Below are 23,910 nucleotides of genomic sequence, written 5' to 3'. Positions count from 1 at the left end.
AACTTACTACGTTTTTCAACTATCCCGAGCAGATCCGTCATCTAATCTACACGACGAATGCAGTAGAGGCATACCATAGAATGGTGCGAAAATTCACGAAAGCAAAGGCGATTTTCCCCACTGACGACTCGATAAGAAAGGTTGTTTTCCTATCGGTCAAAGAAATAGCCAAAAAGTGGACCATGCCGGTGCGGAATTGGGCAATGGCGTACAGCCAGATTATGATTTTCTTTGCAGATAGATTTGCAGCTTAAAAGCCGCATGGGGGCTCTGCCCCCATACCCCCGAGGTTTATACGCTTTGGGCTTACCGGTAAAATGAAAAACAGCGAACAATAAGCCCGCTGTTTTACCGTATAAGCCGTAGCAAGCGTGGGTCGCTCCTCAGCGTTGCCCTGTTTATGCTACAGTAAAAGTATTACCAAAATTATGGATGGTTATTCCATTTACACTAAAGCATGTTCAGAACCCTTCCAATCGTGAAGGGGCGGATACTGTTTTCAGCCAGGTTGTTCGAGATAACGCAGTGGCCGTTTTCCAGGTAATTCATCAGCTCTTTTTTATGGACGAAGGCATAATTCAAGGCTTCTCCCAGCTTGGACTTGGGCAGAACGGTGTTCCTGACGGAATCAACCCATGCCCAAAAAGCATCCAAAACCTTTTTCTCCTGTTTCAGACGTTCGGCCTTGCGCTCCTGGGGTGAAAGTTTTTCAAGTTTCTCTTCTATGTCGAAAAGTTTGTTGCAGTAAGCAATTCCCTGACTTGGGATGGCTGCTTCCGGGCTTTGGACATTTTTCGGCAGGGCATCGACGAAATATCTTCGCAGATGAGACCAACAAAGACATCGCTTGATGCCGGTCACTTTGTTGTAACCGGCATAGGCGTCCGTATGAAGGTATCCATTGAATCCTTCAAGGAATTCCTGCGGGTACTTGCCGCTTCGACCCGTCCGGTAATCGAAGATCCTGATTTGATGAGAACAGTGCTGACCGGTGCTGTAGACCCACATGTAGGAATCCGTGGTATTCTTGCGTCCCTCTTCATTTAGGACCTGTACCGGAGTTTCGTCTTATGTGGAGCCATATATTATGCAAAGTTATTCCTGATCAAGTTGAAAAGTTATTGCAATGTAGGTAATTGGGCCAATTTTTACGGTACTACAACTCAACATAATGTTTTGATGCTATCCTCATAAAAAGGGAGGTGCATCAAAATGCATAACAAAATCACAAAGATTCTTCTTAGGTATGATATTTATTTAGATATCCTAGAAGAATACCTGAACCTAGAAGAATTTAGGAACCTGTCACCACTGACAATTTCATCTAAAAAAGTAACGATTACTTCTTTTATGAATTATCTTGGTGATAATAGCGTGAAGGATTTTCATCACTGCAAGCAGAAAAATGTGACTGGCTATTTATCTTCTCTTGCTCATTTATCTTCTTCTACTATCAGTGGACGCATATTTATTTTGCGTCATTTTTTTAATTTTCTAAACAGCAGAAACCTTACACTGTTTTCAGGTAATGAGTTGTTCCCGGTCATATTTACCAACAAACGGGAACGTATACCTTCCTTTTATTCCAATGAGGAAATCAGGCGAATCGTATCTGCCTTAGATCGGGGTACACCTTATGGAAAAAGGGACTTTGTAATAGTACTGCTGGCGGCAGAACTTGGTATTCGCTCAGGAGACATCATCCGGTTGAAAATATCGGATATACATTGGGAACACAATACGATTGAGTTTGTTCAGTATAAGACTAAAAATTTTAATCAGCTGCCTTTGCTGGAAAATATCAAATATGCATTGATTGACTATCTAAAAAATGGGCGTCCGAAGAGCGACTCAGAGTATATTTTTATAGGTATAAAAAATGGTGGGAAGCCGTTGACTAATACCTGTATACACCAGGCAGTATCCAAATACTTCCAAAAAGCAAGCATTGATATATCGAAACGTAAACATGGACCGCATGCCATGCGGCATTCTCTGGCTAGTAACATGCTCCATAACAATACCCCGATGTATGTAATCAAGGAGGTATTGGGACATTCAAACATCAATACCACTAGAATGTATCTTAACATCGATGTTGACACCCTTAGAGAAGTAGCTTTGGAGGTGCCGTATGAAAAAGTATGACACCTTCAATTTCCCCAAGACTTACCGTGACATTGCTATGGAGTATGTGGAATATAAACAATCCCTTGGATTTAAGTATTCCTATAGCGAACAGGCCGAAGTAAACCGCATGCTTAATTTTATATACTCTAACTCAAAATCAGATCCTATATTGACTTTACAGCCGGAACTGGTTAATGCGTATGCGTCGAAAAGGGGCAATGAAAGTGCCCGAACCCTTCATATAAGACAATCCCATATAAGACAGTTTGCCCTCTTCTTAAACCTAAGAGGCATTCCAGCTTATGTATACCAAAAGGAACTGGTTAAAACTACCGAAGACTTTATTCCGTATATCTTTACCAAAGATGAAATCAGCCGGATTCTTCGAAAAGCTGATGCAATCGGGCCAAACAAGAATAAGTTTGTAAATACCCCTTATATATATCCTGCTGTATTCCGTATGCTGTATGGATGCGGATTACGAGTAAGCGAAGCCCTTGCCCTTAAATGTGAACACGTTGATTTAGATAATGGAGTTCTTGTCATTATGAATGGCAAAAATAATGTATCCCGTCTGGTTCCGGTATCAGAATCACTACGACAGTATTTGTCCATGTATGATTCAAAGGTTGAAAGAGCAGGAAATCCATACTTTTTCCCTGCGCTTCACAATGAAAGATACTCTCCAACAACCATCCGGAATCAGTTTAGAAGGTTGGAGGATAAAATCGGCATATCCCAGTTAAGTAATGGAAAGTACCCGCGCGTACATGACCTGCGGCACACTTTCAGTGTTCATGCTTTGGAACAGATGATTCACAAAGGAATGGATCCTTACTGCTCACTTCCCATACTTAGTACCTATCTCGGGCATAAGAGTATTGAATCGACAGAAAAATATCTCCGTCTGACAAAGCAGTACTTCATTGACATACTGCAGTTCAGCCACGAAGATGCTGATAAGATTTTTCCGGAGGTGTGATTATGCACAGAAAGGAATTATCTTATTATTTAACAAGCTTCTTTACAGAATATCTTGGTAATGAGGCAGGTTTGTCAATCAATACCATAAAGTCATACCGGGATGCATTCATACTGTTTTTTAAATACCTTGAGGAAGCCGGTATCTTCAAGATTAACAAACTAAAAATGGATACGCTAAATGTAGACAATGTAAACAGATTTCTAGATTGGCTGGAACAGTCAAGAGGTTGCAGCATTAGCTCAAGAAACCAGCGGCTTGCTGCATTAAAAGCTTTTTGTAGTTATGTGGCACGCAAAAGCCCGGAGGAAAGTAACCTGTGTCAGGGTGTCTTTAAAATCCGTATTAAGAAGGCCCCACAGAAACCGGTTGAATACCTGTGTGTAGATGCTGTTGAATATCTTATTAAAATGCCCGACAGTCACTCTACGCAAGGTATCCGTGATCTTGCAATGATTGCATTAATGTATGAATCCGGCTGCAGGGTTCAGGAACTCATAGATTTAAGTGTAGGTGATATTGCCTTCAGGAGTCCAAACACGGTTACCCTTACTGGAAAAGGGAAAAAGGTACGAGTAATACCTATAAGTACCAACGCTGCAGATATCATAAAAGCTTATCTGAACTCTGCCGGCATCAGCGACGTGGCGCATTCAGTGTTTGTCAACAGATATGATAAACCCTTATCAAGATCGGGAGTATCCTACGTTCTTGATAAATATGGGCACATAGCTCGTAAGGCAAGGCCAGAATTATACCCACCTAAACTTCATCCTCATGTATTAAGGCATTCCAAAGCAATGCATCTGCTTGAAAACGGGGTAAATTTAATATATATAAGGGATTTTCTTGGACATTCATCTGTTACCACAACAGAGATTTATGCAAGATGCAACCCAGAACTGAAAAGAAAATACATTGAACAGGCAGGCAGCCTGATTACGGAATCCGTTGAGGAGTACAGTGAAAGTGAAAAAGAAGCCTTGATTGCTTGGCTCCGGAAAAACATCTAATAATTATGTTGAGTGGTTATGCCGTAAATCCATTGTCTGTGCGGCATAACCGCCCATGACTTTGCATAATATATGGCTCCACATAAGATGAAACCACTCTGCAAGTGCTGCGGGAACCGGGGAAACCAGCCCAGTCCAAGAGCTACATGTGGCTATACCGGACAAGCGGAGATACCGGACAGCCTATTATCTTGTATGAATACCAGCCGGATCGAAAAGCCCGCCGCCCAGCCGAATTTCTAAAGGGGTTTTCCGGATATTTGCATGCAGACGGCTACAGCGGTTACCATAGTCTACAGACTCAAATCACAGTGGTGGGCTGCTGGGCTCATGCCCGGCGAAAATTTGATGAAGCCCTGAAAGCTCTCTCGGCCAAAGACCGTGAGGGGTCTTTGGCTCTACGCGGAAAACGCTATTGTGATACATTGTTTAACATCGAAGAGCAACTGGTGGCATACCCAGCGGCAAAACGCTATGAGAAACGTCAGGAACTGGCAAAACCGGTGCTTGACGCTTTTTCGGCGTGGCTTATCGCCCAGAAAACCGCGCCGAAATCCGCAATCGGCAAAGCAATCTATTATGTAAAGGAACAATGGCCTTGGCTAATAAACTATCTCTTGGACGGAAGGCTGGAGATCAGCAACAACCGGGCGGAGCGCAGCATCAAACCCTTCGTCATTGACCGGAAGAATTTTTTGTTTGCCAACACGCCGAAAGGGACGCAAGGCAGCGCGGTGATGTTCAGCTTGATTGAGACTGCCAAGGAGAACCATTTGGATCCCTATCGGTTTCTGTGTTATGTTTTCGAAGCGGCACCCAACATGGACCTCGGCGATCCGAAACAATTAGAACAGCTGCTGCCTTGGAACGCGCCAGAGACGTGCAAAATCCCGCCAGACTTAGGTGAGAGGAGCCAACATGAAAAAGCGAAGTAACATTGACACAGTTCTCGATATGGTCGAAGCATTCCTCAAAGGCAACATGAGCCGTATCGATTTTCAACTGGATTTTCCATATGAAGTACAGCAGCACTACCAAAAGATGGCCCGTGAAGACGAAGAATTTGCTAGATTGATTGACGAGCGTCTGGTGGAAGACGGTGTTTATAAAGGCGAACGCCTCAGCGATGAAGCATTCCGGGAACTCATACAGAAACAGTTTCTGGATGTTGTTGACATCAGTGACGAGGGATACCTGTAATCGCTTGATATGAGTTGGTATTTGTCAAGGCGTCAACTAGTTTGACGCTTACAAACAAATTGCTATTAAACTTTATTTTAATTAAAAAGCTAACAAAATAGAAGATGGGCATGCCTGGTACCGGAATAACTTGCAGTGAAATGTTTGGATGTTGATATATGAAGATACAAGGAAGACTCTTTATTACCTTAGCCACTATTTTCGCTGTTTTAGCGCTGGGTAGATTATCCTTACCTAGCCTGGGCAGTTTTCTGGTGGTAGAGGATAAACCCCAGCGTAGCGATATCATTGTTGTTTTGATGGGCAGCGGACCTGATCGGATGCTGGGTGCGGTAGAACTATATGAGGCCGGGTATGCAGATGAAATAGTGATGGTCAGAAATATGGTCAGAGCCTATGATCTGGTGGTGAGCCGAGGGGTAAAGATCCCTCATGATACCGATATTGCCAGGGAAGTGGCAGTGCAGTTGGGAGTGCCGGCAGAAAAGGTGAATATCCTGCCCGGTGATGCGCTTAGTACCCAGGATGAAGCGATCCAGGTGAGGGAATATCTGAAGAGTCAAAAGGATATTGACTCCTTGATTATAGTGACTTCTAAATATCATTCCGGGCGGGCGAAGAAGATTTTTGTGAAGGCAATGGGTTCATACCTATGATTCTTTAGCAGGTATATGGTTAATTATTATGTTGCTATCTGAGCAGATTCAAAAATACTTAGCAGTTCTGAAGTAGAAACCATTTTTACATATAATTCAACCTTACTTTTATTAAAAGACCGGTGGTTACCTGTCACAAAAAAATCAGGCTCCCATATTACTACAGATGCGAGCACGGGTAAATCCCAAATATCGTTAGTGCAGTCTTTGTACTTATTAACTATTTTATTCCTTGGTTTACTTATTCTTTCGGCATACATATCTACCCATTCTTCCAGCATTTGAAAGTGTTTATCGGCCTCCTTGCCTAATTTATCTTTAAATACAGATTCAATTTCTAAAATACAATACTTTGGTATACCTAGACGTATTTTATGATTCTCAGCCAAACATAAAAGTTTTCTAGGGTTTCCTCCAAATACAAATGATGAAAAAAGTATATTGGTATCAATCGCTACTTTTATCACTGCCGTAGATCCTTTCAAATAGTTCTTGGCGGTTATTCCTTAAGTATTGTTCGAAGTCTTCGGGGGTGGGAAATTCTTTTCTAAGTTTAGGACCGATGGTTGCAGCAAGGGAGTCAATTGCGGTCATCCTGCGAATGTTTACCCTATCTCCTTGAACCTCAAATACAATTTCGTCACCCTCCCTAATCTTTAAAGCATCTCGTACTAATTTAGGTATTGTAACTTGTCCTTTGCTCGTTATTTTAGCCATTTTGCGATTAATAGGGGATATTATTGTTGGACGAATTTCCAGGTTCTTTTCCATTTAATCACCTTTTCCTTACTTCTTACTTCCTACTTATATGATAACCTAAAAATTGACTTAGGTAAACTGTGATCTGGGGGGTCAGGCTTTAACTTTCTTAAACTAACCCCGAATTATTTATCTTCATTAAAAAAAATCCGGTTAATAAAAATCCGGCTTCGTTTCGGCAACGGCGTCATCCCGGGTACGCCGGGTTCCGGAACCGGGATATATATCGTAGACAGCGGCGGTCCAATTTTACAGGAAGCCCTGTTTATAAAATGAAAATAATCAACAAGTTAATGGGCACCTGTTTAACGCCGTATTGTTGCAGTGTTTTGACACTCTCAAATACGGCTTTGTTGTAATCTGCCATCATTCAGCATTATTATCCTCCTCAAAAAGTTCACCAAATGATGCTTTTAGAATGTTTAACATTTTCTTTCTCTGAGCATCGTTCATTTTTTTGGCGGCTCTTTGTATGATGCGAATTTCCGGTTCGTCGTCAATGGTTTTATTCAGGGCAAGCAAGTAATTATAATCCAGGTTTAGTCTTTGGGCTAAAGCTTTTAACGTAGCGTTGTCCGGGGTAATACCATCATCTTTTTCAATTCTGGATATGGTGGAATGACTTATCTGGATGTCTTTTGCCAATTCGCGTTGACTTAAACCCTGAGCCTGCCTTTTTTGGGCGATATACTTTCCCAAAGTCATAGTAGCCACTCCTTTATGAAAATTTTATCACAAGTGTAACACCGGTGCAACAATTGTGTGTAAATTGACAATTATCTGTTGAATGGTCACAATACCTGTGTTATGGTTTTGGTGTCCGGTGAACCGGGGGAAGGAGGCAGGTATGAAGCCGGCATCAAGTTACATTAGATTAAATTTATCAAACTTTTTGCGGCTGCAGGGAGATATGACGGAAGTGGAAATGGCTAGGACATTAAATGTCAGTCGCACGCAATTATGGCGGATTAAAAGGAAAAATAGCGCAGTTGGTCAGGAATTTATCATGAAATTTAAAAATGCATTTCCAGATGAGCCTTTTGAAGATTATTTCTTTGTTGAAAGTGTTATGTTAAATCAACATCATGCATGCGTGAAGCATATTTCATAATGGGAGGAAGCAGTTAAACATGAGTAAAAACCAAGCGCTGCTAAGGGTGATAAGCGATTTAAGGAGCCTGGCCGGTAGCCTTGAAATTTTGTTGGGGACATTGGAGACAGGTGAGCCCGCAGCGGCAGCTGCGGCGGTACCGGCAGAACAGGCGCCGGCCAAAGCAGCGCCGGCGGATTCGACTGCGGCGGAGCTGGAGCGGCCTGCTCTGGAGGAAGTGAGAGCGGCTATGGCGGAGAAAAGCCGGGAGGGCCGCAGGGAGGCGGTGAAAGCCATTATTTATAAATACGGTGCCAGCAAGCTGACGGCTATCGCTCCCAAACATTACGCCGCAGTGCTCAGGGAGGTGCAGGCAATAAAATGAGATTGAAGTTGATGACGACTTCATGCAGTAAGAGGTGGCAAACCGATGAGGTCTATCTCGTTGGATATTGAGACATTTTCAGATATAGACCTGGGTAAATGCGGTGTTTACCGCTATGCCGAGAGTGCCGTCTTCGATATTTTACTGCTTTCCTACAGTGTGGATAACGGCCCGGTGGAGCTGGTTGACCTGGCCGGCGGCGGCCAATTGCCTGCCTGGTTAATCGATGCCCTGCTGGATGACGGTATCGAAAAGTCGGCTTTTAACTGTAATTTTGAGCGCATCTGCCTCTCCCGCTATCTGAGCCGGTTATTGGGCGAGACGGTAACGTTAAACGCGGAGAGCTGGCATTGCAGTATGACCCGGGCAGCCCTGCTGGGCCTGCCCTTATCCCTTGAGCATGTGGGCCGGGTGCTGGGTTTGGAGCAGCAGAAGATGTCCGAAGGCCAGGCCCTGGTCAGGTATTTCTGTACGCCCTGCAGGATAGCGGGGGCATCTGGCGGCAGGAACAGAAATATGCCGTCGGATGATCCGGAAAAGTGGGAGCTGTTTAAAAAATATAATATCCGTGATGTGGAGGTGGAGCTGGCCATTCGTGAAAAGCTGGCCGCCTATCCCATACCGGAGCAAGAGCAGAGGTTATATGTGCTGGACCAGAAAATCAACGACCGGGGCCTGATGGTGGATATGGGTTTGGTGGACAAGGCTATTGCCTGTGACCGGCAGTTTACGGCTGCGTCCGCGAAAAAGGCCTGCCGGCTGACCGGCCTGCCCAATCCCAACTCTGTTGGCCAACTTAAAGAATGGCTTGCCCGGCAGGGAGTTGAGATGGCGAGCCTGGCAAAAAAAGCGGTGTCCCAATTAGCGGAGAAGACTACGGGCGAGGTGGCGGAGGTATTAGAACTGCGGCTATTAATGGCCAAGACCAGTGTGAAAAAATATGAGGCTATGGCGCGGTCGGTTTGCTTGGATGGCCGGGTACACGGGCTGCTGCAGTTTTACGGGGCCAATCGCACCGGGCGCTGGGCCGGGCGACTGGTACAAATTCAAAATTTGCCCCAGAATCATCTCCGGGATTTGGAGCTGGCCAGGGATTTAGTGAAGGAAGGGCTGTTCGACGATGTGGAGCTGCTCTTTGGGAATACCCCCGGTGTGCTGTCGGAACTGGTCAGGACGGCCTTTATTCCCAGAGAAAACCACCGCTTTATTGTAGCCGACTTTTCGGCTATTGAAGCAAGGGTCATCTCGTGGCTGGCCGGGGAGAAGTGGCGGCTGAAGGTGTTTGCTTCCCACGGCAGGATTTATGAAGCGGCGGCCTCGATGATGTTTCACGTGCCTGTGGATAGTATTACCAAAGACAGCCCCTTGAGGCAAAAAGGTAAAATTGCCGAATTAGCCTGTGGTTACGGCGGCGGTGTGGGGGCCTTAAAGTCTATGGGTGCCCTGGAGATGGGTGTTGAGGAACACGAGCTGCAGGGGTTAATTGATCACTGGCGGGCGGCGAGTCCCAATATTGTGCGTTTCTGGTGGCAGGTGGATAAAGCGGCTGCCGGCGCGGTGCGGGGGAGAACCGGAACATGCACCCACGGTATTAACTTTACATATAAAAACGGGCTGCTTTTGATCACCTTACCGTCGGGCAGGGACCTTGTTTATGTAAACCCACAGCTGAGGCTGAACAAATTCGGTAAAGAAGGCTTGACTTATGAAGGCACCGGCCCCGCCAAAAAGTGGGAGCGCATCGAAACCTACGGCCCCAAGATTGTGGAGAATATAGTCCAGGCTATCTCCCGGGACCTGCTGGCGGAAGCCATGCTCCGCCTGGACAATGCCGGTTACGAAATCGTCGCCCATATCCACGATGAAGTGATTTGTGAAGTCGAGAACGGCTCCGGCTCGGTGGAAGACGTGTGCCGTATCATGACTGAGCCCGTCCCCTGGGCCCCGGGTCTGCCGCTAAGCGCCGACGGCTACGAATGCTCGTTTTACCGCAAACAATAGGGGTCAGGCTTTAACTTTCTTAAAGTTGTCGACAAAGGAGTATGCGATGCAATTTATTATTTCAACGGGCAAAAGCCGCAAGGATAAATTTTGGCGCCGGATGACGGTGTCCTGGGACGAGTTTGTGCAGAGACTCTCCCGTACCGTCGTTACCGGAGAGACTCAGGCCGAGTATCGCCAGATAAAGAAAAACCGGCAGGACGATATTAAGGATGTGGGCGGGTTTGTGGCCGGGGAGTTGAAAAACGGCCGGCGCAGGAAAGAAAACGTTCTCTCCCGTTCCATGCTGACGCTGGATATGGATTATGCGGGTGATGCGGAGGCTGTCGCCGGTAACCTTGAGCTGCTGTATGATTATGCCTGCTGCATTTATTCAACCCATAAGCATACCCCGGAAAAACCGCGGCTGCGGCTGATTATCCCCCTGGCCCGCCCGGTTTCGGCGGAAGAGTACCAGGCCGTCTCCCGGAAGCTGGCCGCGGGAATCGGGATTGAGCTTTTTGACGACACCACCTATGAGCCCAACCGGCTCATGTACTGGCCGAGTACATCATCGGACGGCGAGTATTTTTTCAGGGTTATCGAGGGTAAGTTTTTGAATCCGGACGATATCCTTAGTCTTTATGAAAACTGGCGGGATTCATCCACCTGGCCGGTATCCTCGAGGCAGCAGGTTGTTATGCAAAGACTGGTGCAAAAGCAGGCCGACCCCACGGGAAAAGGCGGCCTGGTGGGAACTTTTTGCCGGGCTTATACCGTCACCGAGGCCATTGAAAAATTTCTCACCGGTGTTTACGCTCCCAGCCTTGTGCCGGGGAGGTATGACTATATTCCCGCCGATTCCACAGCCGGAGTGGTTATTTATGAAAACAAGTTTGCCTATTCCCATCATGCCACCGACCCGGTCTGCGGCAGGCTGTTAAATGCCTTTGATTTGGTACGGCTCCACCGTTTTGGCGAGCTGGACAAGCAGGCCGGTCAGGATGAAAACGCGTCATACAAGGCCATGCTGGATTTTTGCGTCGGGGATGAGGCGGTTAAGGGACAGCTGGCTAAAGAGCGGGAGGATGAAGTGCGAAAGCAGTTTGCAACGCCCGGTCGCGCCGGGGTCGCAGTTGCCTGTGGCGGCGCGGCGGGCAGCAGCTTTGCTGCCGGTGGCTTTGGTGGTGACGGGTGCGCGGGTGCCGGTGAGCCCGGTAATGTGGCGAACTCCGGAGCGGGTAACGGTGAAGCTGACAACAGCTGGCAGCTAAGTTTGGAGCTGAACAGGGACGGCTCGGTAAAAAACACACCCACCAACATCCTCACTATCATGAGAAACGATCCCCGGCTGAAGGCCATTGCTTATAACGAGATGACCTATCTTATTGATGTAAACGGGAAACTGCCGTGGAAACAGGTCAAGCCCGGCTGGGGCGATGCCGACTTTGCCCATCTGAAGATGTACTTTGACGGGCACTACGCTATCTGGTCGCCCAACAAGGTAAGGGATGCTCTTTTGACCGCGGCATCGGAGAGAGTTTTTCATCCCATCCGCGATTATTTTAATGCGCTGCCTGCCTGGGACGGCATCGAGAGGGTGGACAGGCTGCTCATTGATTATTTGGGTGCCGAGGACAATGGCTACTCCCGGGCGGTGATTAGAAAAACCCTGTGCGCTGCGGTGGCCAGGGTTTTTGAGCCGGGCATAAAGTTTGACTATATCCTGGTGCTGAACGGCCCCCAGGGTATCGGCAAGTCTACCTTTTTTGCCAAACTAGGCGGCAGGTGGTTTTCCGATAGCCTGACTGTTGCGGATATGAGGGATAAAGCCGGGGCTGAAAAGCTGCAGGGTTACTGGATTTTGGAGCTGGGGGAGCTGGCGGGACTGCGGAAGATGGATGTGGAAACGGTGAAATCTTTCATCACCAGGACAGACGATAAGTTCCGGCAAAGCTACGGGATTAACGTGGAAAACCACCCCAGGCAATGTGTTATTGTGGGCAGCACCAACAGCACCGGCGGTTTTTTAAGGGATGTGACGGGCAACCGCAGGTTCTGGCCGGTCAGGGTAACCGGCGGGGTCAAGAAAGTGTGGGATATGACCGATATTGATCAGATATGGGCCGAGGCTCTGGTGAAGTATCGAGCCGGCGAAAAACTGCTGCTCACCGGGGCAAATGAGCGCCTGGCCGCAGAGGAGCAACGGGAAGCCATGGAATCCGACGACCGGGAAGGGTTGGTTGAACATTATCTGGAGACTTTGCTGCCGGAAGACTGGGGCAAAATGGATCTTTATGAACGCCGCAGCTTTCTTGCCGGTGCGAGTGAATTCGGCGGTAAGGCGGCCGGCACGGTACGCCGGGATCGCGTCTGCTCCTTGGAGATCTGGTGTGAGTGCTTTGGCAACGACCGCACCGGCATTAAGCGCGTCGATTCTTACGAGATTGAATCCATCCTAATGAGAATCGGCGGCTGGAAAAGATACGACGGCAACAAAAAGGGCAACATGCGCTTCCCCATTTACAATTCCCAGCGCGCCTTCATAAGAGCTTAAAGGGGTCAGGCTTTAACTTTCTTAAACTAACTGTATTATTTGGATAATATGATAAGTTGAGCTGTGGGCGAAGGCGTAGGCGAAGTGGTCATATGTGTAGTCAATGCGGTACTATGGGGGCAGAATTTTGCCGGGTGTGTGGGCGACGCTGCCGCAATGTGGTCGCCAAATAATATCACCCACATGTATCTCCTACAGACTTATCCCTTGGGCCGCAAGGGATCGGGCGAATTAGTAGCCTAAGTAGTCTATAACTATATTAATTAATAGATTATATATATAAATGTGTTTATAAAGCGTATACGCGGGTATAGGGTTTTTTACCCAATCGACTACAACTATCGGCCACATTTACTCTTGGCCGTCATCATCAGCTTAACTAGTGTTGGGAGGGGGGCAAATATGCCTGAGCAAGATTGTTTTGCTTACCAGAGGGGCCGGTGCAAAGCCTTGACTGTGGAAAAGTGCCGGGGATCCGGCTGCGGCTTTTTCAAAACTGCAGCCCGGCTGGCCGGAGAAAGGCAAAAGGTTTTTCAATATATTCAATCGCTGGACGAGCGTAAACGCCGGCATATCATAGATGTTTATTACGGCGGGAATATCAAACTGTTAAACGGGGAGGAGGGATGCTTATGATTGGCTGGTCTTATTTGGATAAGAGAAGAGCTGCTATTGCCGCCCTTCAAGATTATGCCGCTATGAAAAAAATCTTGGCCATCCAGGGCGTAGAGGAAGGGACAGGTGCAGAAATGATGGCCCGGTCTTTTGATAAAATCGATGTTTTGCAGCAGCGCTATAAACAAGCCCGGGAATTTATGGATTGGTTTGAACCGGCGTGGTGTTATCTCGACGATACCGAGCAGCTGGTTTTAAAGGAATTTTACATGAGAGATTCTCTGCGCTCGGGAGCGACGGCCAGGCTGCAGATAAAGCTGGGGTACAGCGAGCGAAATGTTGATAGAATCCGCAGCCGTTCGCTTGGCAAACTGGCCAAGTTGTTGTATGGAGAGTAAGTATCACATTACCCCACCCAAATCTTCCAGTACCGCGCTGTCCACGCGCTGCACCGCCGTTACGGTGTACTCCTGCAGTGCGACCAGGGCCTGGGCTACATCGTAGATGTCCTGGTCTAAAGCTGTGGTTTTAACGTTGCTCAGGCTTTTGGTGCGGTAAACAGGATCACCGTCGCCGTCCAGCCCGGTTTGAAACTGCATGCGCAAGGTTGTGCTGCTGGGTACTTTTTCAACTGCCATTTATTTCACCTCCTCATCTTTACCATATTGTAGCACCGCCAAAACCGGCTAAACCGCACGCAAACCGCCATCTTTAGGGGTCAGGCTTTAACTTGTTTAAACTAACTGTATTATTTGGATAAGTGGATGAGAGGAACTATGTAGTTAATTCATGATTGACACGTGTAATTATTTATCGGAGGGTTTAAATTGAAAGATCATTATATTTACCCTGCTATCTTTGACTTTGCGGATGATGGAATTTCTATAGAATTTCCTGATTTACCAGGTTGCCTTCCCAGTGCCCAAAATGTTGACGATGCAGTAAAGCATGCGAAAGAAGCTATGGCATTGCATTTATACAACATGGAAGTTGATAACGAAGAAATTCCCAATCCGACAAGTATAGAAAAATTAAAACCTAACACCAATCAAGCAATCCTGCTTGTTGAAGTTTGGATGCCGATATATAGAAATGCTGTTGAAAATAAAGCTGTTAAAAAAACTCTAACCTTACCAAAATGGTTAAACGATTTGGCTGAGAAGGAAAAAGTAAATTTTTCATCTGTTTTGCAAGAAGCATTGAAACATAAATTGGGTATTACAAATAAAAAATAATAGACCGGAATATACAGTAGAATGGATAAATAATCATTAAGACTAATCCTTAATAAAAGCTTATTTTTATAACTCATACCAAAGCCTGATAGTAAGAAAATCGGCTTAAGAATACAATAAAGAAGGCTTCCTTAATGTGGAAGCCTTCTTTATTGTTTTCATTTTCAGGAGGACTTAATATGTCAAAGATTAAAGTTATTGTTACCTGCAATCGTAAAGTTATTCGCAGCGGGGTGGCGATGATATTTAAAGCTTCCCAACATTTAGATGTAATTGGGCGTGAGGGTGCTGACGTAACCGAGGAGGCCTACCAATTACAACCGGACATATTAATATACAAGTTATGCTTACTTGAAGATGCTGACTATGAAGTTTTAAAGAATATCAATAAACTTTGTAAGTGGACAAAGATTGTTATTTTCACTGACAGGCCATTATATGGTAACAATTTCAGTAAATTAACAGGAATTTGTAATGGATATGTGCAAGGGCCTATTTTACCAGGTTTTCTATTCAGAGCATTGGAACTGCTATGCTATTCGAACCATTTCTTTTTTTTAGGAAACGTGACGAATGTTGAGAATGAGACGAAAAAGAACATGGTTGGTCTTGTTGAGGAAGATTACTCAATGAAGAATTAAGGATGAGTTTTAAAGACATTTTAATTCCAACTTATCTCATACTGAAGATGGAAGATATTCTTTTTTGCAATTGTTAATATTAATTGAACAAGTGGTAGTTATGGACATACCCTTTTATTTGGGATCAACGGCTGTATCATCAATTAACCCGGCTTTATAAGAATACACTATTGCCTGTGCCCTGTTGCTCTGGCCCAGTTTGCGCAGTATGCTGCTAACATGGGTCTTTACAGTTGGCTCGCTTATAAAAAGTTTACTCGCGATTTCCCGGTTGGAGTAGTTTTGTGCCATCAACTGTAATACTTCCTTTTCCCTTTGGGTTAAGGTTTTCATAATGGCAGATGTATCAGTACAAAATTCACTCAGGTGAACATTTTTATCTGATTTATCTAATAACATATTATTGGACAGGACTATCTTTCTAAAGGAACCAGGCATGCAAAAAATTCCCGCCTGGCAAGTTAATTCAATGGTTTTTACCAAACAGCCCCGCATAATGTTTCTAGGTATACAACTGTCTATACCTGTATCTAAAACTTCGGCTAGTTTTTCAATCTGTTCATTTTCTACAAGGGCAATTATCATACTACAGGGGCACTCTTGCTTAATCTTACTGATTTTTTGCCCATATTTGTATATATCCTCACTATGAATATCCATGAGCATTACGTCAGGTTGCAAGTTTATGGATTTATCTAATGCTTCTGATAACGATATACACCCTTGTACATCAAAAGCCTCTTCGATACTAAAAATTGAATTTAAACCTCGTCTTGTAGCAACATCTTCACTGACAATCACAAGGCGAATTTTTTCCATAACCGATCCCCCTTAAATAGTTGCACATCGCATTATAAGGATAAAGGTAATGCGCAATCCTATCTTCGGTAGCCGGTCTGCTACTTTGATTTACCAAGTGTGGCCCAAGCTTTGCGTCCCTTTGTCATGTGAAACCTAGGAGATACATGCAAAGGGTTGCCTTTTCGGAATAGGACCTTTTTTATAATTTATTCATACATATTCCATCTGAAGTAATCCGTGGTATTATAGTTGCATATGACCATTAGAAAATCCTGCAGTGAAAATATTGTAATAATGACGAATCTTGTTGAATTGATGAGGAGGACCCTGATCTCAATCACTTATTAGATTAATCCTATTTTCTTTCCACTAGAAATTCATTGACGATTTACGTGTTTTAGGAAATAAAGAAATTAATGGTGGATTTTTGCATCTTGGACGGGTTAAAAGGAAAAAGATTATTTTATTCTTAAATAATTCATGGCCTGGGAAAGAGGAATTTCCCGGTACTGTACCTGGGAGAGCAGTTTTTTCGCATCTGCCCGGTATGTTTTCCGAAACTCGGAAGGGTTACAGTGAAAGTGTTTCTTAAAGTGTTTGATAAGGTACTTGGGATCGGAAAACCCACATTCCAGAGCAATGTCAACAATCCTTTTATCGGTGCTTAACAGGAGCTTTGCGGAGTGCTCACACTTACTGTAATAAAGTAATTCCTGAAAGGTTAAGCCAAATTTGTCTTTAATATCGTTACTCAAATGCTGCAGGCTAACACCAGCTTCAGCCGCCAGTTCTTTCAGTCCCAGTTGGACCTCATCATCGCTTTTGATATGAGCAGCCATTTGCTTAAGCCTTTTCACCCGTTTTTCACTAAATGCCTTGGTCCCATACCCCCAGCGCAGAAAATCGAAATTGTAGGTGATATAGCCAAGCATTGCGGTCAGGATGTCTATAATATCTCTCTGATCATCCTGGCTGGACCTATCATTTAATGCCCATATCAAGCGGGCAATGTATCCCTTTAGTATCTGGTACTTTTCCAGGACCTCGTCTTCATGGTAGACGGAACAACAGTAGATAAAAAAATAGCTATTATCCGATAAAATGTTCCGACAGAAACGGTCATCAACTTGAATAAACAAAATTTCATTATTCTCCCTGCTTTTGAAAATCCGGTGCAATTCACCCATGTTGATTACTGCTATGCCATTTTCATTAAGGAGGAGGTTATCATTGCCCAGGCTGATATTAACGATCCTTTCAACACCTGGACAATTTCCGGGGCGTCATGCCAATGGTAGGGATATTGCTCGATACTCCGGACAAATGCTTTGACCGGCATACTATGTGGAAATTCAACTGTTTCAGGACGCATATCTTTTCACCTCTTGCGAAATAGGGGTCAGGCTTTAACTTCCATCTTTCATTTCATATAAATCCGGCCTGGTTTCGGCAACGGCATCATGCTGATATTCAACATTATTAGCGGCGGTCCATTTTTTAAGGAAGCCCTGTTTATAAAATGCTGTTCGGGAGCCGCACTTGCTGCAATAGCGGGCATTACCGTCATTAATATGATGCGTGGAAACAAAAATATTGCCGTAAGAGTCTACAATGGGTACACCTTCACAAACATTAAAAAGTGAAGCGCCGCAAATGTTACAATATTTCTCTTTGGGTGAGAATGCTTCATTACCGCACCGGGGACATTTTATAGCCCGTCCATTTTCATTAACTTTAACACCGGTGTAGAAAATCCGGCTGCAGCTTTTTGCAAAAATCGAAACTTGTGTACCACATGTCTTACAGTAACCGGTTGAGCCAATTTCGGCATTGCCGCAATGAAAGCAATAATAACCGTAAAGGATAGTAAAGTTATTGAAGAAGCTGTAAAAATCAGCCGTCATCCTGTAATTGTCGTGTTCATAAAAAATCCGTCTTGTAACTGCGGCTTTGTATGAAATTACAAAAGCGTTCATGATGTCGCTTATGGCATTAACATGGTTGATATCGGTGATGCGTTGAACAAGGGGAATAGGGGATAGAAGGTTACGGGCAAAGCAGTTCGCTTCATTTTCAAAACTGCTATATTTAGTTTCTGATATGTTTGTTCTAAGTATAATATCAGTTTCGGTGTCCTGATGATGCTTTAAAAAATATGGCCTAATTCATGGGCTACGGTAAATCGTTTCAAGCCGCGGTTGTTCTTAGTATCGTTATAATATATTACATATTTTTCTTGGTCCCTATTATATGCACACGCACCAAGATCACTTTCAAAATAATCGCATATTTCCGGTATGTTCATACCGGATTGTTTAGAAAACTTACTATACGAACACAATCGTATGGTTCTTTTTAGGGCGTTTAAAATGATAAATAAATTAATAGGCGCCTGGTTAATGCCGTATTGTTGTAGTGTTTTAACACTCTCAAATACGGCTTTCAGCGGGCAATACCATTATCAATTGTTCAAGTTACATACGGTACAGTTCGTATTCAGCAAGCAAGTTCTGCAGGATAGCTTCTGAAGACATATGACCGTTGGTTCTACCAATACTGTTGGTTACTGCTTTTACTAGCGCTTGCGCTTTTTTTATGCCCACGGACCGTTTTACAACTGTTGATAATGCTTTTAATGCTGACGGTCTGTAAGATAAGAATCCACGATACCATCGTGGTTGCTCCATACATTGCCTGTCATGCTATCTACCAGTATTGGGAAATGGTGGGATTTGTTGCCGCGCGACAATATGAATTCCCATACTGGACGGTAAATAACAGGATTATCCGAAAACATGTTGCTGTAAACTACTTGAGTTGAAACAAGGAAGTCTTCCTTGCTATGTTCAGTGCATTTTTGCGGATCGACAAAGCTACGGACATAGTTCAGTGAAAACAGCGCCTCGTCAAAGGTCAGTGGTTTGTATTTCGGTTTGGTGTCCAGTGGCCTAAATGTGCTCCAACTTAATCGTAATTGTGGTATACCCTCGGGGATGACGCGCAAGTACAACCCTTCATTGTACACGGGGATGGAACTAATCCGATGCTCCCAGCTGAATTCATAGAAATGCTTGACTTGATTACCATCCTCGTCAACAGCCGGCGTAAAGTTTACTGGATACTCTGTAAAGCGATTATCCCCAAGGAAATGGCGTGCGTATTCTGCGGCTTCTTCATATGCTTGTTTAGGAGATATGTCCATTTCCCTTGATTTGGGATAATTTTCGTTTATTTCCCAGCGATATGAAAAACCGTTATCGAAGGTTTCCAATTCTTCACGGAATTTACCATACTTGCTTTGATAAAGGGGGAGACGATAAAGCATACCATATTCCCCATGTTCATAAACCTCGTACTCTTGGCCTTCCCATATGCGAGCCAATAATTCTTTTATATCCATTGGCGGTCCGGGCTGTGCAGCGTACTCCCATACAGTCAATTCGGGCAGCTGTGGTTTTTCGCCCGACCATTGAAGCTCAGGTAAAGTAGAATCCGGGTTAATTGTAGTCTGTGGTGTGTTCCTCTGATTGGTCATCACACCTGTACAACCAACAAGTGTAATGATCCCAGCGAGCAGAACAGCAAAGGTAAAAACATGCACTGACACCCTTTTGTATTTCATAGTTTTCTATCCTTCCTTTACAATTAATTATGTCATTGATTTATAACTATCAGTACAACATGATTTTCCTTATATCACAAGTTCTGCAAGAGAGAGCGGTATACCTTTATCTCACACGGCTCATTGCACTTAATAAACATGAAGCGTCACAGGCGATTAATTCCTCTGGTTATCTGAACCTTAGGGGGGCCCTTTGGGTATTAAAGATGTTAACTCTAGCGTGATAACATTATCACGCTAGTTGTGTTATAATAACTTAACTAACAATTATTGCTAATTTACCTTAAAAACAGTGACGACCGGTCTTTGCAGTCAAATGTTAAAATATGGCCAAGTCCTGAAAAACCGGCGTGATAATACTTTTAATATAAATTAACCCTTATTAAAACCTGATAATATACCAGGTGTACTACTTATTGTAAGGGAGGTCCTTTTTTTAAGTTGGGGTTAATACGTGTAGAAATATCTGTTAACGGTGTTCCCGTAAGATTAACGGATGAACGGTGGGAGCATATAGTAATCGGTCATCCTGAGTTAAAGGTTTTTATACCGAGGTTGTAAATACAATGAGGAAACATTTATCAGTTGTGCTAGGCAATAATGATGAGCTTTTAGCAGTACAGGAACTGGAAGCCGATAATTACATAGTGGTGGTGTATCGAGAGGTAAGCACAAAGGACGGCTTTATTATAACTTGCCTTCATAACAAAGAAAATAAAACAACTACAAAGGAGGGTACAGGTATGGCCGAAGTAGCTGAATTAAGTAAGATTGTTCGTACTTTACCGGCCCTGATTTCAGCGTTAGGGCAAAATAAGATTTTTCTACATTATGACGATGAAGCCAATGTTCTTTACGTTAACTTTAACGATAAGCCCGTTGAAGCAGATGATAGTGAATTGACGGAGGATGGTTTAATTATTCGTTACCGGGATGGAAAAATGGCCGGGGTGACGATGCTTAATGCCTGTGAAAAACACTAACCCATATAATCAAGATTATCGGGGCGCCGGTTGTACTGTTTAGTGTCTTGCCTAGGTAGGTCAACTTTAGTGTGGTAAATAGCAGGTCATCATGGTAATCAATTGCCATTCTCATATAATACCTCTAAAACCAGGGTTATTTCTAATTTCTAACTCTAATTTTTCGTTTTTTGTATGATAGACCAGAGTGTCTCCCCTGCTTCTCATGAGTTCTTCGGTTGCCTCTGTGGAATTTGATATACTCCGTATGATGGCAACATCTTCAACCTTTTCCACATTCCCTACAAGGTTGGATTTTATTATTTTATTTGCACGTACTGGTTAGGGTAAAGCTTTCTTACTTCCTCCCATTTCATTATTCTCTCTACCTCCAGTCAGATTAAAAACGTGCTTTTTTTACCAAGATTATTTCACAATTAGGCGTGCCATACAGGGGACATTGTTAAAGTAAATGCTCAAATATCACATCACCCCACCCAACGCGCCTTTCCGCCAAGCCTCACATCCACATGCGTAAAACCGGCATACCTTCCCACCCCGGCAAAGCTTATCTTTTCAGCGGCTGCCGCCACTTCACGCGGGGCTACCCCCGTCACCGCAATATCCGCCGCGTTGCCGAGCAGGTGCTGGCTTTGCCTGGCTCCGCCCACTGCACGGTTGTGCGCGGCGCAGCGGTAAGCGGAACTCACTACCACCGGTTTATTGCCCAGCTGTTCGCGCAGCTGCTCCAGCAGGTGCACTAGGCGCGGGTTCGCCCGCACCAGACCGCAGCAGCGGCAGGCGAATTCTGTTTCGGTGAAATGCGGGCTTAGCCGGTGCCCCGGCCGGGGTCGGTGGGGCAGCAGCAGTTCCAGCGCCGCCAGGGTCTGCGGGCCTGCACTGCCGTCGGGCTTAAGTCCGCAGCTACGCTGCAGTTGCGCAACTGCGCGGCGGGTGAGCGCGCCGAAGAGGGCGTCCGCCGGCCCGGGGTTGAATCCGGCAGCGGCCAGCTGTTGCTGAAGTTTCTTTACGTTTGCACCTTTAGTACCTATTTGCATTTATTTTACCTCCGGTTAAGGGTAACGTTCTCGGCCGCCCTCGATGATTTGCTGTACCTGCGCTATATCTATATTCGACTGTTTGGCCACTACCATGGTCAGCAGGGTGATGGATTTTTCTAAATCTCTGATCAGCGGCTCTAGCCGCACTAGAAGGTAGCCGGCCACCACCATGGGAAATCCGTAATTAGCGGCTAGTTTCATGATTTCTTCCAATAGGCTTCACTCCTTCTCTTCCATGACTGGATGTCTTGCTGCGGGTATGTCATTGAGTTTTCAGGGGACGGATACAGACGGGCGGAGCAGAGCTCCGCCCGTCGTTTCTTGGTATGTTACCTATTCCTGTTCATAAAGTACAGTGGTAGTGGTGTCAATGATTGCCGCGCTGTGCTTGGACACTAGATCGCCGCCGGCGGAATTGAAAATGTTTTTGGCGATAATCTGGTCCATCGCGGCGGTCACTTCGGCCTGGGTCAGGGTATCCTTGGGGTTGTCCAGCGAAATGGTGGTCTTGGTGCCCGCCTGGTTGACAAAACTCATCTTTAAAGTTTGCGTTACAGCCATATTAAAGCGCCTCCTTTCCCCGGCTTGCTTTTAGTTAATTCATGCCCTTACCGGCCGGCCGGGAGCCGGTAATACGTGGCACCATCAGTTGTCATTGCTCAACATTTCCCTAAATTTCTTCTTCCAGTACCGCGCTGTCCACGCGCAGCACCGCCGTTACGGTGTACTCCTGCAGTGCGACCAGGGCCTGGGCTACATCGTAAACGTCCTGGTCTAAAGCTGTGGTTTTAACGTTGCTCAGGCTTTTGGTGCGGTAAACAGGATCACCGTCGCCATCCAGCCCGGTTTGAAATTGCATGCGCAAGGTTGTGCCGCTGGGTACTTTTTCAACTGCCATTTATTTCACCTCCTCATCTTTTACCATATTGTAGCACCGCCAAAACCGGCTAAACCGCACGCAAACCGCCATCTTTTGGGGTCAGGCTTTAACTTGTTTAAACTAACTGTATTATTTGGATAAGTGGATGAGAGGAACTACATAGTTAATTCATGATTGACACGTGCAATTATTTATCGGAGGGTTTAAATTGAAAGGTCATTATATTTACCCTGCTATCTTTGACTTTGCGGGTGATGGAATAACTATAGAATTTCCTGATTTACCAGGTTGCCTTCCCAGTGCCCAAAATGTTGACGATGCAGTAAAGCATGCGAAAGAAACTGAACCAGATTTTATTTGAGGATTTGGGTTTTAGTGAATCAGATTACTATCTGGACGCAGGGAAGAAGGGGGTCAGGCTTTAACTTTCTTAAACTAACTGCATTATGTGGTTGGAGTCGCCGCTTTCCTATATTATAATGATTTAGTTAGTGCTATGGTTTTAACCAAGGCCTGCCTAAAATACGTTGAATTGGACTGTCAAATGTGGCATCGTGGAAAATATGCCGCGATTCTAAGCGGTTTGAGAAGGGGTATGAGGAATAAAAGGAAATTTTATAATGTATAAATTTCTTTCCTGGACAGCTGTGCTTCTTTGGATGGCACTTATAATTAATTTTTCTTCCCAGGTAGCAGAGCAGTCAAATCAGTTAAGTACAGGGATAACAGAGATTATTGTAAAAACGGTAGAAAAAATTGCTCCAGAAGCGGAGTTTGATATAAAAAGTTTTAATCACATAATAAGGAAGAATGCTCATTTCTTTGTCTATTTGATTTTAGGGATATTGGTGATAAATGCCCTAAGGAGAAGTGGGGTACATGGTTATCGGAGCGTGGTTATAACTGTAGGCGTTTGCGCTCTTTATGCTATATCAGATGAAATCCATCAACTATTTGTCCCCGGCAGAGGTGGACAGGTGAAGGATGTATTTATAGATAGTGCTGGAGCCAGTGTAGGAGTTGGATTTTATTGGGTAGTTAGTAGGTTGGTTAAAGGAAAAAAGGTCAGGATTGGCAGTTAGTTCGCGCTTTGGGGGCTGATTTACAAGAAGGGGGTCAGGCTTTATAGACACAAGGGGACGGTTCGAGACCACTGAAAAAGTCCATATAAAACACAAAAAGCATCCCCACCTATAGTATAATTAAGTCACCACAACAAAATATACCGGGGGATGCTTTTTATGCTAGTTGAAACCACCTTTAAACAAGGCAGCTTTTACACTGAATTATACCATATAATACCGGAGAATCACATATTAAAACGTATAGATTCCGCAATAT

At 44.7% G+C, this 23,910-nt stretch carries 32 protein-coding genes, 1 pseudogene and 1 riboswitch; of the genes and pseudogenes, 18 read left to right on the top strand and 15 right to left on the bottom strand.

Annotation, left to right across the window (positions count from 1 at the left end; translation table 11 throughout):
* Window positions 1-254 (top strand): transposase (locus SPSYN_RS00170; RefSeq protein ID WP_161820492.1); only part of this gene is annotated, 254 nt, incomplete at its 5' end.
* A gap of 214 nt (window positions 255-468) precedes the next feature.
* Here SPSYN_RS00170 and tnpC (SPSYN_RS00165) read toward each other — a convergent pair.
* Window positions 469-1,068, bottom strand: a pseudogene (gene tnpC / locus SPSYN_RS00165) (IS66 family transposase); the annotation flags it as partial.
* Window positions 1,069-1,212: 144 nt separating this feature from the next.
* Here tnpC (SPSYN_RS00165) and SPSYN_RS00160 point away from each other — a divergent pair.
* The 6 genes from SPSYN_RS00160 (at window position 1,213) to SPSYN_RS00135 (ending at window position 5,981) form a co-directional block, all read left to right on the top strand.
* Window positions 1,213-2,148: a site-specific integrase gene (locus tag SPSYN_RS00160; RefSeq protein ID WP_161820491.1), complete on the top strand. Its 936-nt coding sequence runs from the start codon at window positions 1,213-1,215 to the stop codon at window positions 2,146-2,148.
* Window positions 2,135-3,112 (top strand): tyrosine-type recombinase/integrase, encoded by a 978-nt coding sequence (locus SPSYN_RS00155; protein WP_161820490.1) that lies wholly within the window; start codon window positions 2,135-2,137, stop codon window positions 3,110-3,112. Before SPSYN_RS00160 ends, SPSYN_RS00155 begins: the two co-directional genes overlap by 14 nt.
* A gap of 2 nt (window positions 3,113-3,114) precedes the next feature.
* Window positions 3,115-4,125: a tyrosine-type recombinase/integrase gene (locus tag SPSYN_RS00150; RefSeq protein WP_161820489.1), complete on the top strand. Its 1,011-nt coding sequence runs from the start codon at window positions 3,115-3,117 to the stop codon at window positions 4,123-4,125.
* Between the two features lie 98 nt (window positions 4,126-4,223).
* Window positions 4,224-5,060: an IS66 family transposase gene (tnpC, locus tag SPSYN_RS00145; RefSeq protein WP_279279234.1), complete on the top strand. Its 837-nt coding sequence runs from the start codon at window positions 4,224-4,226 to the stop codon at window positions 5,058-5,060.
* The gene (locus tag SPSYN_RS00140; RefSeq protein WP_243152855.1) at window positions 5,044-5,325 is read left to right on the top strand and encodes a hypothetical protein; all 282 of its coding nucleotides are present in this window, start codon (window positions 5,044-5,046) and stop codon (window positions 5,323-5,325) included. Before tnpC (SPSYN_RS00145) ends, SPSYN_RS00140 begins: the two co-directional genes overlap by 17 nt.
* A 158-nt stretch (window positions 5,326-5,483) precedes the next feature.
* Complete coding sequence (locus tag SPSYN_RS00135) at window positions 5,484-5,981, top strand: YdcF family protein (RefSeq protein WP_161820487.1); 498 nt, start codon at window positions 5,484-5,486, stop codon at window positions 5,979-5,981.
* A gap of 26 nt (window positions 5,982-6,007) precedes the next feature.
* Here the strand turns inward: SPSYN_RS00135 and SPSYN_RS00130 are convergent, their stop codons facing one another.
* From SPSYN_RS00130 to SPSYN_RS00120, 3 genes are all read right to left on the bottom strand, one after another.
* A complete protein-coding gene (locus SPSYN_RS00130) occupies window positions 6,008-6,448 on the bottom strand; it encodes a PIN domain-containing protein (protein WP_161820486.1) in 441 nt (146 codons plus the stop codon).
* Complete coding sequence (locus SPSYN_RS00125) at window positions 6,429-6,752, bottom strand: AbrB/MazE/SpoVT family DNA-binding domain-containing protein (protein ID WP_243152854.1); 324 nt, start codon at window positions 6,750-6,752, stop codon at window positions 6,429-6,431. The genes SPSYN_RS00130 and SPSYN_RS00125 overlap by 20 nt, the downstream gene beginning before the upstream one ends.
* 354 nt (window positions 6,753-7,106) lie before the next feature.
* Window positions 7,107-7,445: a helix-turn-helix domain-containing protein gene (locus SPSYN_RS00120; protein WP_161820485.1), complete on the bottom strand. Its 339-nt coding sequence runs from the start codon at window positions 7,443-7,445 to the stop codon at window positions 7,107-7,109.
* 142 nt (window positions 7,446-7,587) lie between these two features.
* On the opposite strand from SPSYN_RS00120, the gene SPSYN_RS00115 reads away from it, so the two are divergent.
* The 6 genes from SPSYN_RS00115 to SPSYN_RS00090 all read left to right on the top strand — a co-directional run bounded on the left by SPSYN_RS00115 (window position 7,588) and on the right by SPSYN_RS00090 (window position 13,765).
* The gene (locus SPSYN_RS00115) at window positions 7,588-7,851 is read left to right on the top strand and encodes a helix-turn-helix domain-containing protein (RefSeq protein ID WP_161820484.1); all 264 of its coding nucleotides are present in this window, start codon (window positions 7,588-7,590) and stop codon (window positions 7,849-7,851) included.
* 19 nt (window positions 7,852-7,870) lie between these two features.
* On the top strand, window positions 7,871-8,215 hold the full coding sequence (locus tag SPSYN_RS00110) for an rRNA biogenesis protein rrp5 (protein ID WP_161820483.1): 345 nt from the start codon (window positions 7,871-7,873) through the stop codon (window positions 8,213-8,215).
* 45 nt (window positions 8,216-8,260) lie between these two features.
* Window positions 8,261-10,216, top strand: a complete 1,956-nt coding sequence (locus tag SPSYN_RS00105; RefSeq protein ID WP_161820482.1) for a DNA polymerase — start codon at window positions 8,261-8,263, stop codon at window positions 10,214-10,216.
* 46 nt (window positions 10,217-10,262) lie between these two features.
* Window positions 10,263-12,752 carry a virulence-associated E family protein gene (locus tag SPSYN_RS15880; protein WP_243152853.1) on the top strand — a complete coding sequence of 830 codons (2,490 nt, stop codon included), beginning with the start codon at window positions 10,263-10,265 and terminating at the stop codon, window positions 12,750-12,752.
* 402 nt (window positions 12,753-13,154) lie between these two features.
* On the top strand, window positions 13,155-13,388 hold the full coding sequence (locus tag SPSYN_RS00095) for a hypothetical protein (RefSeq protein ID WP_161820481.1): 234 nt from the start codon (window positions 13,155-13,157) through the stop codon (window positions 13,386-13,388).
* Window positions 13,385-13,765, top strand: a complete 381-nt coding sequence (locus tag SPSYN_RS00090) for a hypothetical protein (protein ID WP_161820480.1) — start codon at window positions 13,385-13,387, stop codon at window positions 13,763-13,765. The genes SPSYN_RS00095 and SPSYN_RS00090 overlap by 4 nt, the downstream gene beginning before the upstream one ends.
* 3 nt (window positions 13,766-13,768) lie before the next feature.
* Here SPSYN_RS00090 and SPSYN_RS00085 read toward each other — a convergent pair whose 3' ends face one another.
* Window positions 13,769-14,005 (bottom strand): DUF1659 domain-containing protein, encoded by a 237-nt coding sequence (locus tag SPSYN_RS00085; RefSeq protein ID WP_161820479.1) that lies wholly within the window; start codon window positions 14,003-14,005, stop codon window positions 13,769-13,771.
* 189 nt (window positions 14,006-14,194) lie between these two features.
* Here SPSYN_RS00085 and SPSYN_RS00080 point away from each other — a divergent pair, with 189 nt between their 5' ends.
* Window positions 14,195-14,602, top strand: coding sequence for a type II toxin-antitoxin system HicB family antitoxin (locus SPSYN_RS00080; RefSeq protein ID WP_161820478.1), 408 nt, complete (start codon window positions 14,195-14,197; stop codon window positions 14,600-14,602).
* 179 nt (window positions 14,603-14,781) lie between these two features.
* Window positions 14,782-15,243 carry a response regulator transcription factor gene (locus SPSYN_RS00075; RefSeq protein WP_161820477.1) on the top strand — a complete coding sequence of 154 codons (462 nt, stop codon included), beginning with the start codon at window positions 14,782-14,784 and terminating at the stop codon, window positions 15,241-15,243.
* A gap of 114 nt (window positions 15,244-15,357) precedes the next feature.
* On the opposite strand, the gene SPSYN_RS00070 is transcribed toward SPSYN_RS00075, so the two are convergent.
* The 6 genes from SPSYN_RS00070 to SPSYN_RS00050 form a co-directional block, all read right to left on the bottom strand.
* Window positions 15,358-16,062: a response regulator transcription factor gene (locus SPSYN_RS00070; protein WP_243152852.1), complete on the bottom strand. Its 705-nt coding sequence runs from the start codon at window positions 16,060-16,062 to the stop codon at window positions 15,358-15,360.
* 64 nt (window positions 16,063-16,126) lie between these two features.
* Window positions 16,127-16,233, bottom strand: a riboswitch (cyclic di-GMP riboswitch).
* 269 nt (window positions 16,234-16,502) lie between these two features.
* Window positions 16,503-17,231: a helix-turn-helix domain-containing protein gene (locus SPSYN_RS00065; RefSeq protein WP_243152851.1), complete on the bottom strand. Its 729-nt coding sequence runs from the start codon at window positions 17,229-17,231 to the stop codon at window positions 16,503-16,505.
* Between the two features lie 11 nt (window positions 17,232-17,242).
* Window positions 17,243-17,416 (bottom strand): hypothetical protein, encoded by a 174-nt coding sequence (locus tag SPSYN_RS15875; RefSeq protein ID WP_243152850.1) that lies wholly within the window; start codon window positions 17,414-17,416, stop codon window positions 17,243-17,245.
* Window positions 17,417-17,450: 34 nt separating this feature from the next.
* Window positions 17,451-17,948, bottom strand: coding sequence for a zinc ribbon domain-containing protein (locus SPSYN_RS00060; protein ID WP_161820476.1), 498 nt, complete (start codon window positions 17,946-17,948; stop codon window positions 17,451-17,453).
* 242 nt (window positions 17,949-18,190) lie between these two features.
* Entirely contained in the window at window positions 18,191-18,349 is a 159-nt protein-coding gene (locus tag SPSYN_RS16385) for an ImmA/IrrE family metallo-endopeptidase (protein WP_423828267.1), read from the bottom strand.
* Between the two features lie 327 nt (window positions 18,350-18,676).
* Window positions 18,677-19,666, bottom strand: a complete 990-nt coding sequence (locus tag SPSYN_RS00050; protein ID WP_161820474.1) for a hypothetical protein — start codon at window positions 19,664-19,666, stop codon at window positions 18,677-18,679.
* A 566-nt stretch (window positions 19,667-20,232) separates the two neighbouring features.
* On the opposite strand from SPSYN_RS00050, the gene SPSYN_RS00045 reads away from it, so the two are divergent.
* Window positions 20,233-20,649, top strand: a complete 417-nt coding sequence (locus SPSYN_RS00045) for a DUF2283 domain-containing protein (RefSeq protein ID WP_161820473.1) — start codon at window positions 20,233-20,235, stop codon at window positions 20,647-20,649.
* Window positions 20,650-21,116: 467 nt separating this feature from the next.
* On the opposite strand, the gene SPSYN_RS00040 is transcribed toward SPSYN_RS00045, so the two are convergent.
* The 4 genes from SPSYN_RS00040 to SPSYN_RS00025 form a co-directional block, all read right to left on the bottom strand.
* Window positions 21,117-21,686: a D-Ala-D-Ala carboxypeptidase family metallohydrolase gene (locus SPSYN_RS00040; RefSeq protein WP_161820472.1), complete on the bottom strand. Its 570-nt coding sequence runs from the start codon at window positions 21,684-21,686 to the stop codon at window positions 21,117-21,119.
* 15 nt (window positions 21,687-21,701) lie between these two features.
* Entirely contained in the window at window positions 21,702-21,902 is a 201-nt protein-coding gene (locus tag SPSYN_RS00035; protein ID WP_161820471.1) for a YvrJ family protein, read from the bottom strand.
* Window positions 21,903-22,022: 120 nt separating this feature from the next.
* Window positions 22,023-22,250, bottom strand: coding sequence for a DUF2922 domain-containing protein (locus tag SPSYN_RS00030; RefSeq protein WP_161820470.1), 228 nt, complete (start codon window positions 22,248-22,250; stop codon window positions 22,023-22,025).
* Window positions 22,251-22,359: 109 nt separating this feature from the next.
* Window positions 22,360-22,587, bottom strand: coding sequence for a DUF1659 domain-containing protein (locus SPSYN_RS00025; protein WP_161820469.1), 228 nt, complete (start codon window positions 22,585-22,587; stop codon window positions 22,360-22,362).
* A 190-nt stretch (window positions 22,588-22,777) separates the two neighbouring features.
* Here SPSYN_RS00025 and SPSYN_RS00020 point away from each other — a divergent pair, with 190 nt between their 5' ends.
* Both SPSYN_RS00020 and SPSYN_RS00015 read left to right on the top strand, forming a co-directional pair.
* Entirely contained in the window at window positions 22,778-22,930 is a 153-nt protein-coding gene (locus tag SPSYN_RS00020) for a type II toxin-antitoxin system HicB family antitoxin (RefSeq protein WP_341478840.1), read from the top strand.
* 259 nt (window positions 22,931-23,189) lie between these two features.
* A complete protein-coding gene (locus SPSYN_RS00015) occupies window positions 23,190-23,651 on the top strand; it encodes a VanZ family protein (protein WP_161820468.1) in 462 nt (153 codons plus the stop codon).
* Window positions 23,652-23,910: the final 259 nt, after the last annotated feature.

Origin of the sequence: Sporotomaculum syntrophicum (genome assembly GCF_009932395.1) — a bacterium.
Classification (GTDB): Bacteria; Bacillota; Desulfotomaculia; order Desulfotomaculales; family Desulfallaceae; genus Sporotomaculum; species Sporotomaculum syntrophicum.
This window is presented reverse-complemented; position numbering and strand designations above follow the sequence as displayed.

Excerpts from the sequence above, each read along its gene's own strand:
- SPSYN_RS00125 (WP_243152854.1), bottom strand. The coding sequence starts at position 6,752 with ATGGAAAAGAACCTGGAAATTCGTCCAACAATAATATCCCCTATTAAT.
- SPSYN_RS00160 (WP_161820491.1), top strand. The coding sequence starts at position 1,213 with ATGCATAACAAAATCACAAAGATTCTTCTTAGGTATGATATTTATTTA.
- SPSYN_RS00050 (WP_161820474.1), bottom strand. The coding sequence starts at position 19,666 with ATGAAATACAAAAGGGTGTCAGTGCATGTTTTTACCTTTGCTGTTCTG.
- SPSYN_RS00095 (WP_161820481.1), top strand. The coding sequence starts at position 13,155 with ATGCCTGAGCAAGATTGTTTTGCTTACCAGAGGGGCCGGTGCAAAGCC.
- SPSYN_RS00140 (WP_243152855.1), top strand. The coding sequence starts at position 5,044 with ATGAAAAAGCGAAGTAACATTGACACAGTTCTCGATATGGTCGAAGCA.
- SPSYN_RS00105 (WP_161820482.1), top strand. The coding sequence starts at position 8,261 with ATGAGGTCTATCTCGTTGGATATTGAGACATTTTCAGATATAGACCTG.
- SPSYN_RS00070 (WP_243152852.1), bottom strand. The coding sequence starts at position 16,062 with ATGGAAAAAATTCGCCTTGTGATTGTCAGTGAAGATGTTGCTACAAGA.
- SPSYN_RS00110 (WP_161820483.1), top strand. The coding sequence starts at position 7,871 with ATGAGTAAAAACCAAGCGCTGCTAAGGGTGATAAGCGATTTAAGGAGC.
- SPSYN_RS00085 (WP_161820479.1), bottom strand. The coding sequence starts at position 14,005 with ATGGCAGTTGAAAAAGTACCCAGCAGCACAACCTTGCGCATGCAGTTT.
- SPSYN_RS00045 (WP_161820473.1), top strand. The coding sequence starts at position 20,233 with ATGAGGAAACATTTATCAGTTGTGCTAGGCAATAATGATGAGCTTTTA.
- SPSYN_RS00030 (WP_161820470.1), bottom strand. The coding sequence starts at position 22,250 with ATGGCTGTAACGCAAACTTTAAAGATGAGTTTTGTCAACCAGGCGGGC.
- SPSYN_RS00150 (WP_161820489.1), top strand. The coding sequence starts at position 3,115 with ATGCACAGAAAGGAATTATCTTATTATTTAACAAGCTTCTTTACAGAA.
- SPSYN_RS00115 (WP_161820484.1), top strand. The coding sequence starts at position 7,588 with ATGAAGCCGGCATCAAGTTACATTAGATTAAATTTATCAAACTTTTTG.
- SPSYN_RS00155 (WP_161820490.1), top strand. The coding sequence starts at position 2,135 with ATGAAAAAGTATGACACCTTCAATTTCCCCAAGACTTACCGTGACATT.
- SPSYN_RS00040 (WP_161820472.1), bottom strand. The coding sequence starts at position 21,686 with ATGCAAATAGGTACTAAAGGTGCAAACGTAAAGAAACTTCAGCAACAG.
- SPSYN_RS00015 (WP_161820468.1), top strand. The coding sequence starts at position 23,190 with ATGTATAAATTTCTTTCCTGGACAGCTGTGCTTCTTTGGATGGCACTT.
- SPSYN_RS16385 (WP_423828267.1), bottom strand. The coding sequence starts at position 18,349 with ATGAACATACCGGAAATATGCGATTATTTTGAAAGTGATCTTGGTGCG.
- SPSYN_RS00090 (WP_161820480.1), top strand. The coding sequence starts at position 13,385 with ATGATTGGCTGGTCTTATTTGGATAAGAGAAGAGCTGCTATTGCCGCC.
- SPSYN_RS00120 (WP_161820485.1), bottom strand. The coding sequence starts at position 7,445 with ATGACTTTGGGAAAGTATATCGCCCAAAAAAGGCAGGCTCAGGGTTTA.
- SPSYN_RS00025 (WP_161820469.1), bottom strand. The coding sequence starts at position 22,587 with ATGGCAGTTGAAAAAGTACCCAGCGGCACAACCTTGCGCATGCAATTT.
- SPSYN_RS15880 (WP_243152853.1), top strand. The coding sequence starts at position 10,263 with ATGCAATTTATTATTTCAACGGGCAAAAGCCGCAAGGATAAATTTTGG.
- SPSYN_RS00065 (WP_243152851.1), bottom strand. The coding sequence starts at position 17,231 with ATGGGTGAATTGCACCGGATTTTCAAAAGCAGGGAGAATAATGAAATT.
- SPSYN_RS00075 (WP_161820477.1), top strand. The coding sequence starts at position 14,782 with ATGTCAAAGATTAAAGTTATTGTTACCTGCAATCGTAAAGTTATTCGC.
- SPSYN_RS15875 (WP_243152850.1), bottom strand. The coding sequence starts at position 17,416 with ATGCGTCCTGAAACAGTTGAATTTCCACATAGTATGCCGGTCAAAGCA.
- SPSYN_RS00135 (WP_161820487.1), top strand. The coding sequence starts at position 5,484 with ATGAAGATACAAGGAAGACTCTTTATTACCTTAGCCACTATTTTCGCT.
- SPSYN_RS00060 (WP_161820476.1), bottom strand. The coding sequence starts at position 17,948 with ATGACGGCTGATTTTTACAGCTTCTTCAATAACTTTACTATCCTTTAC.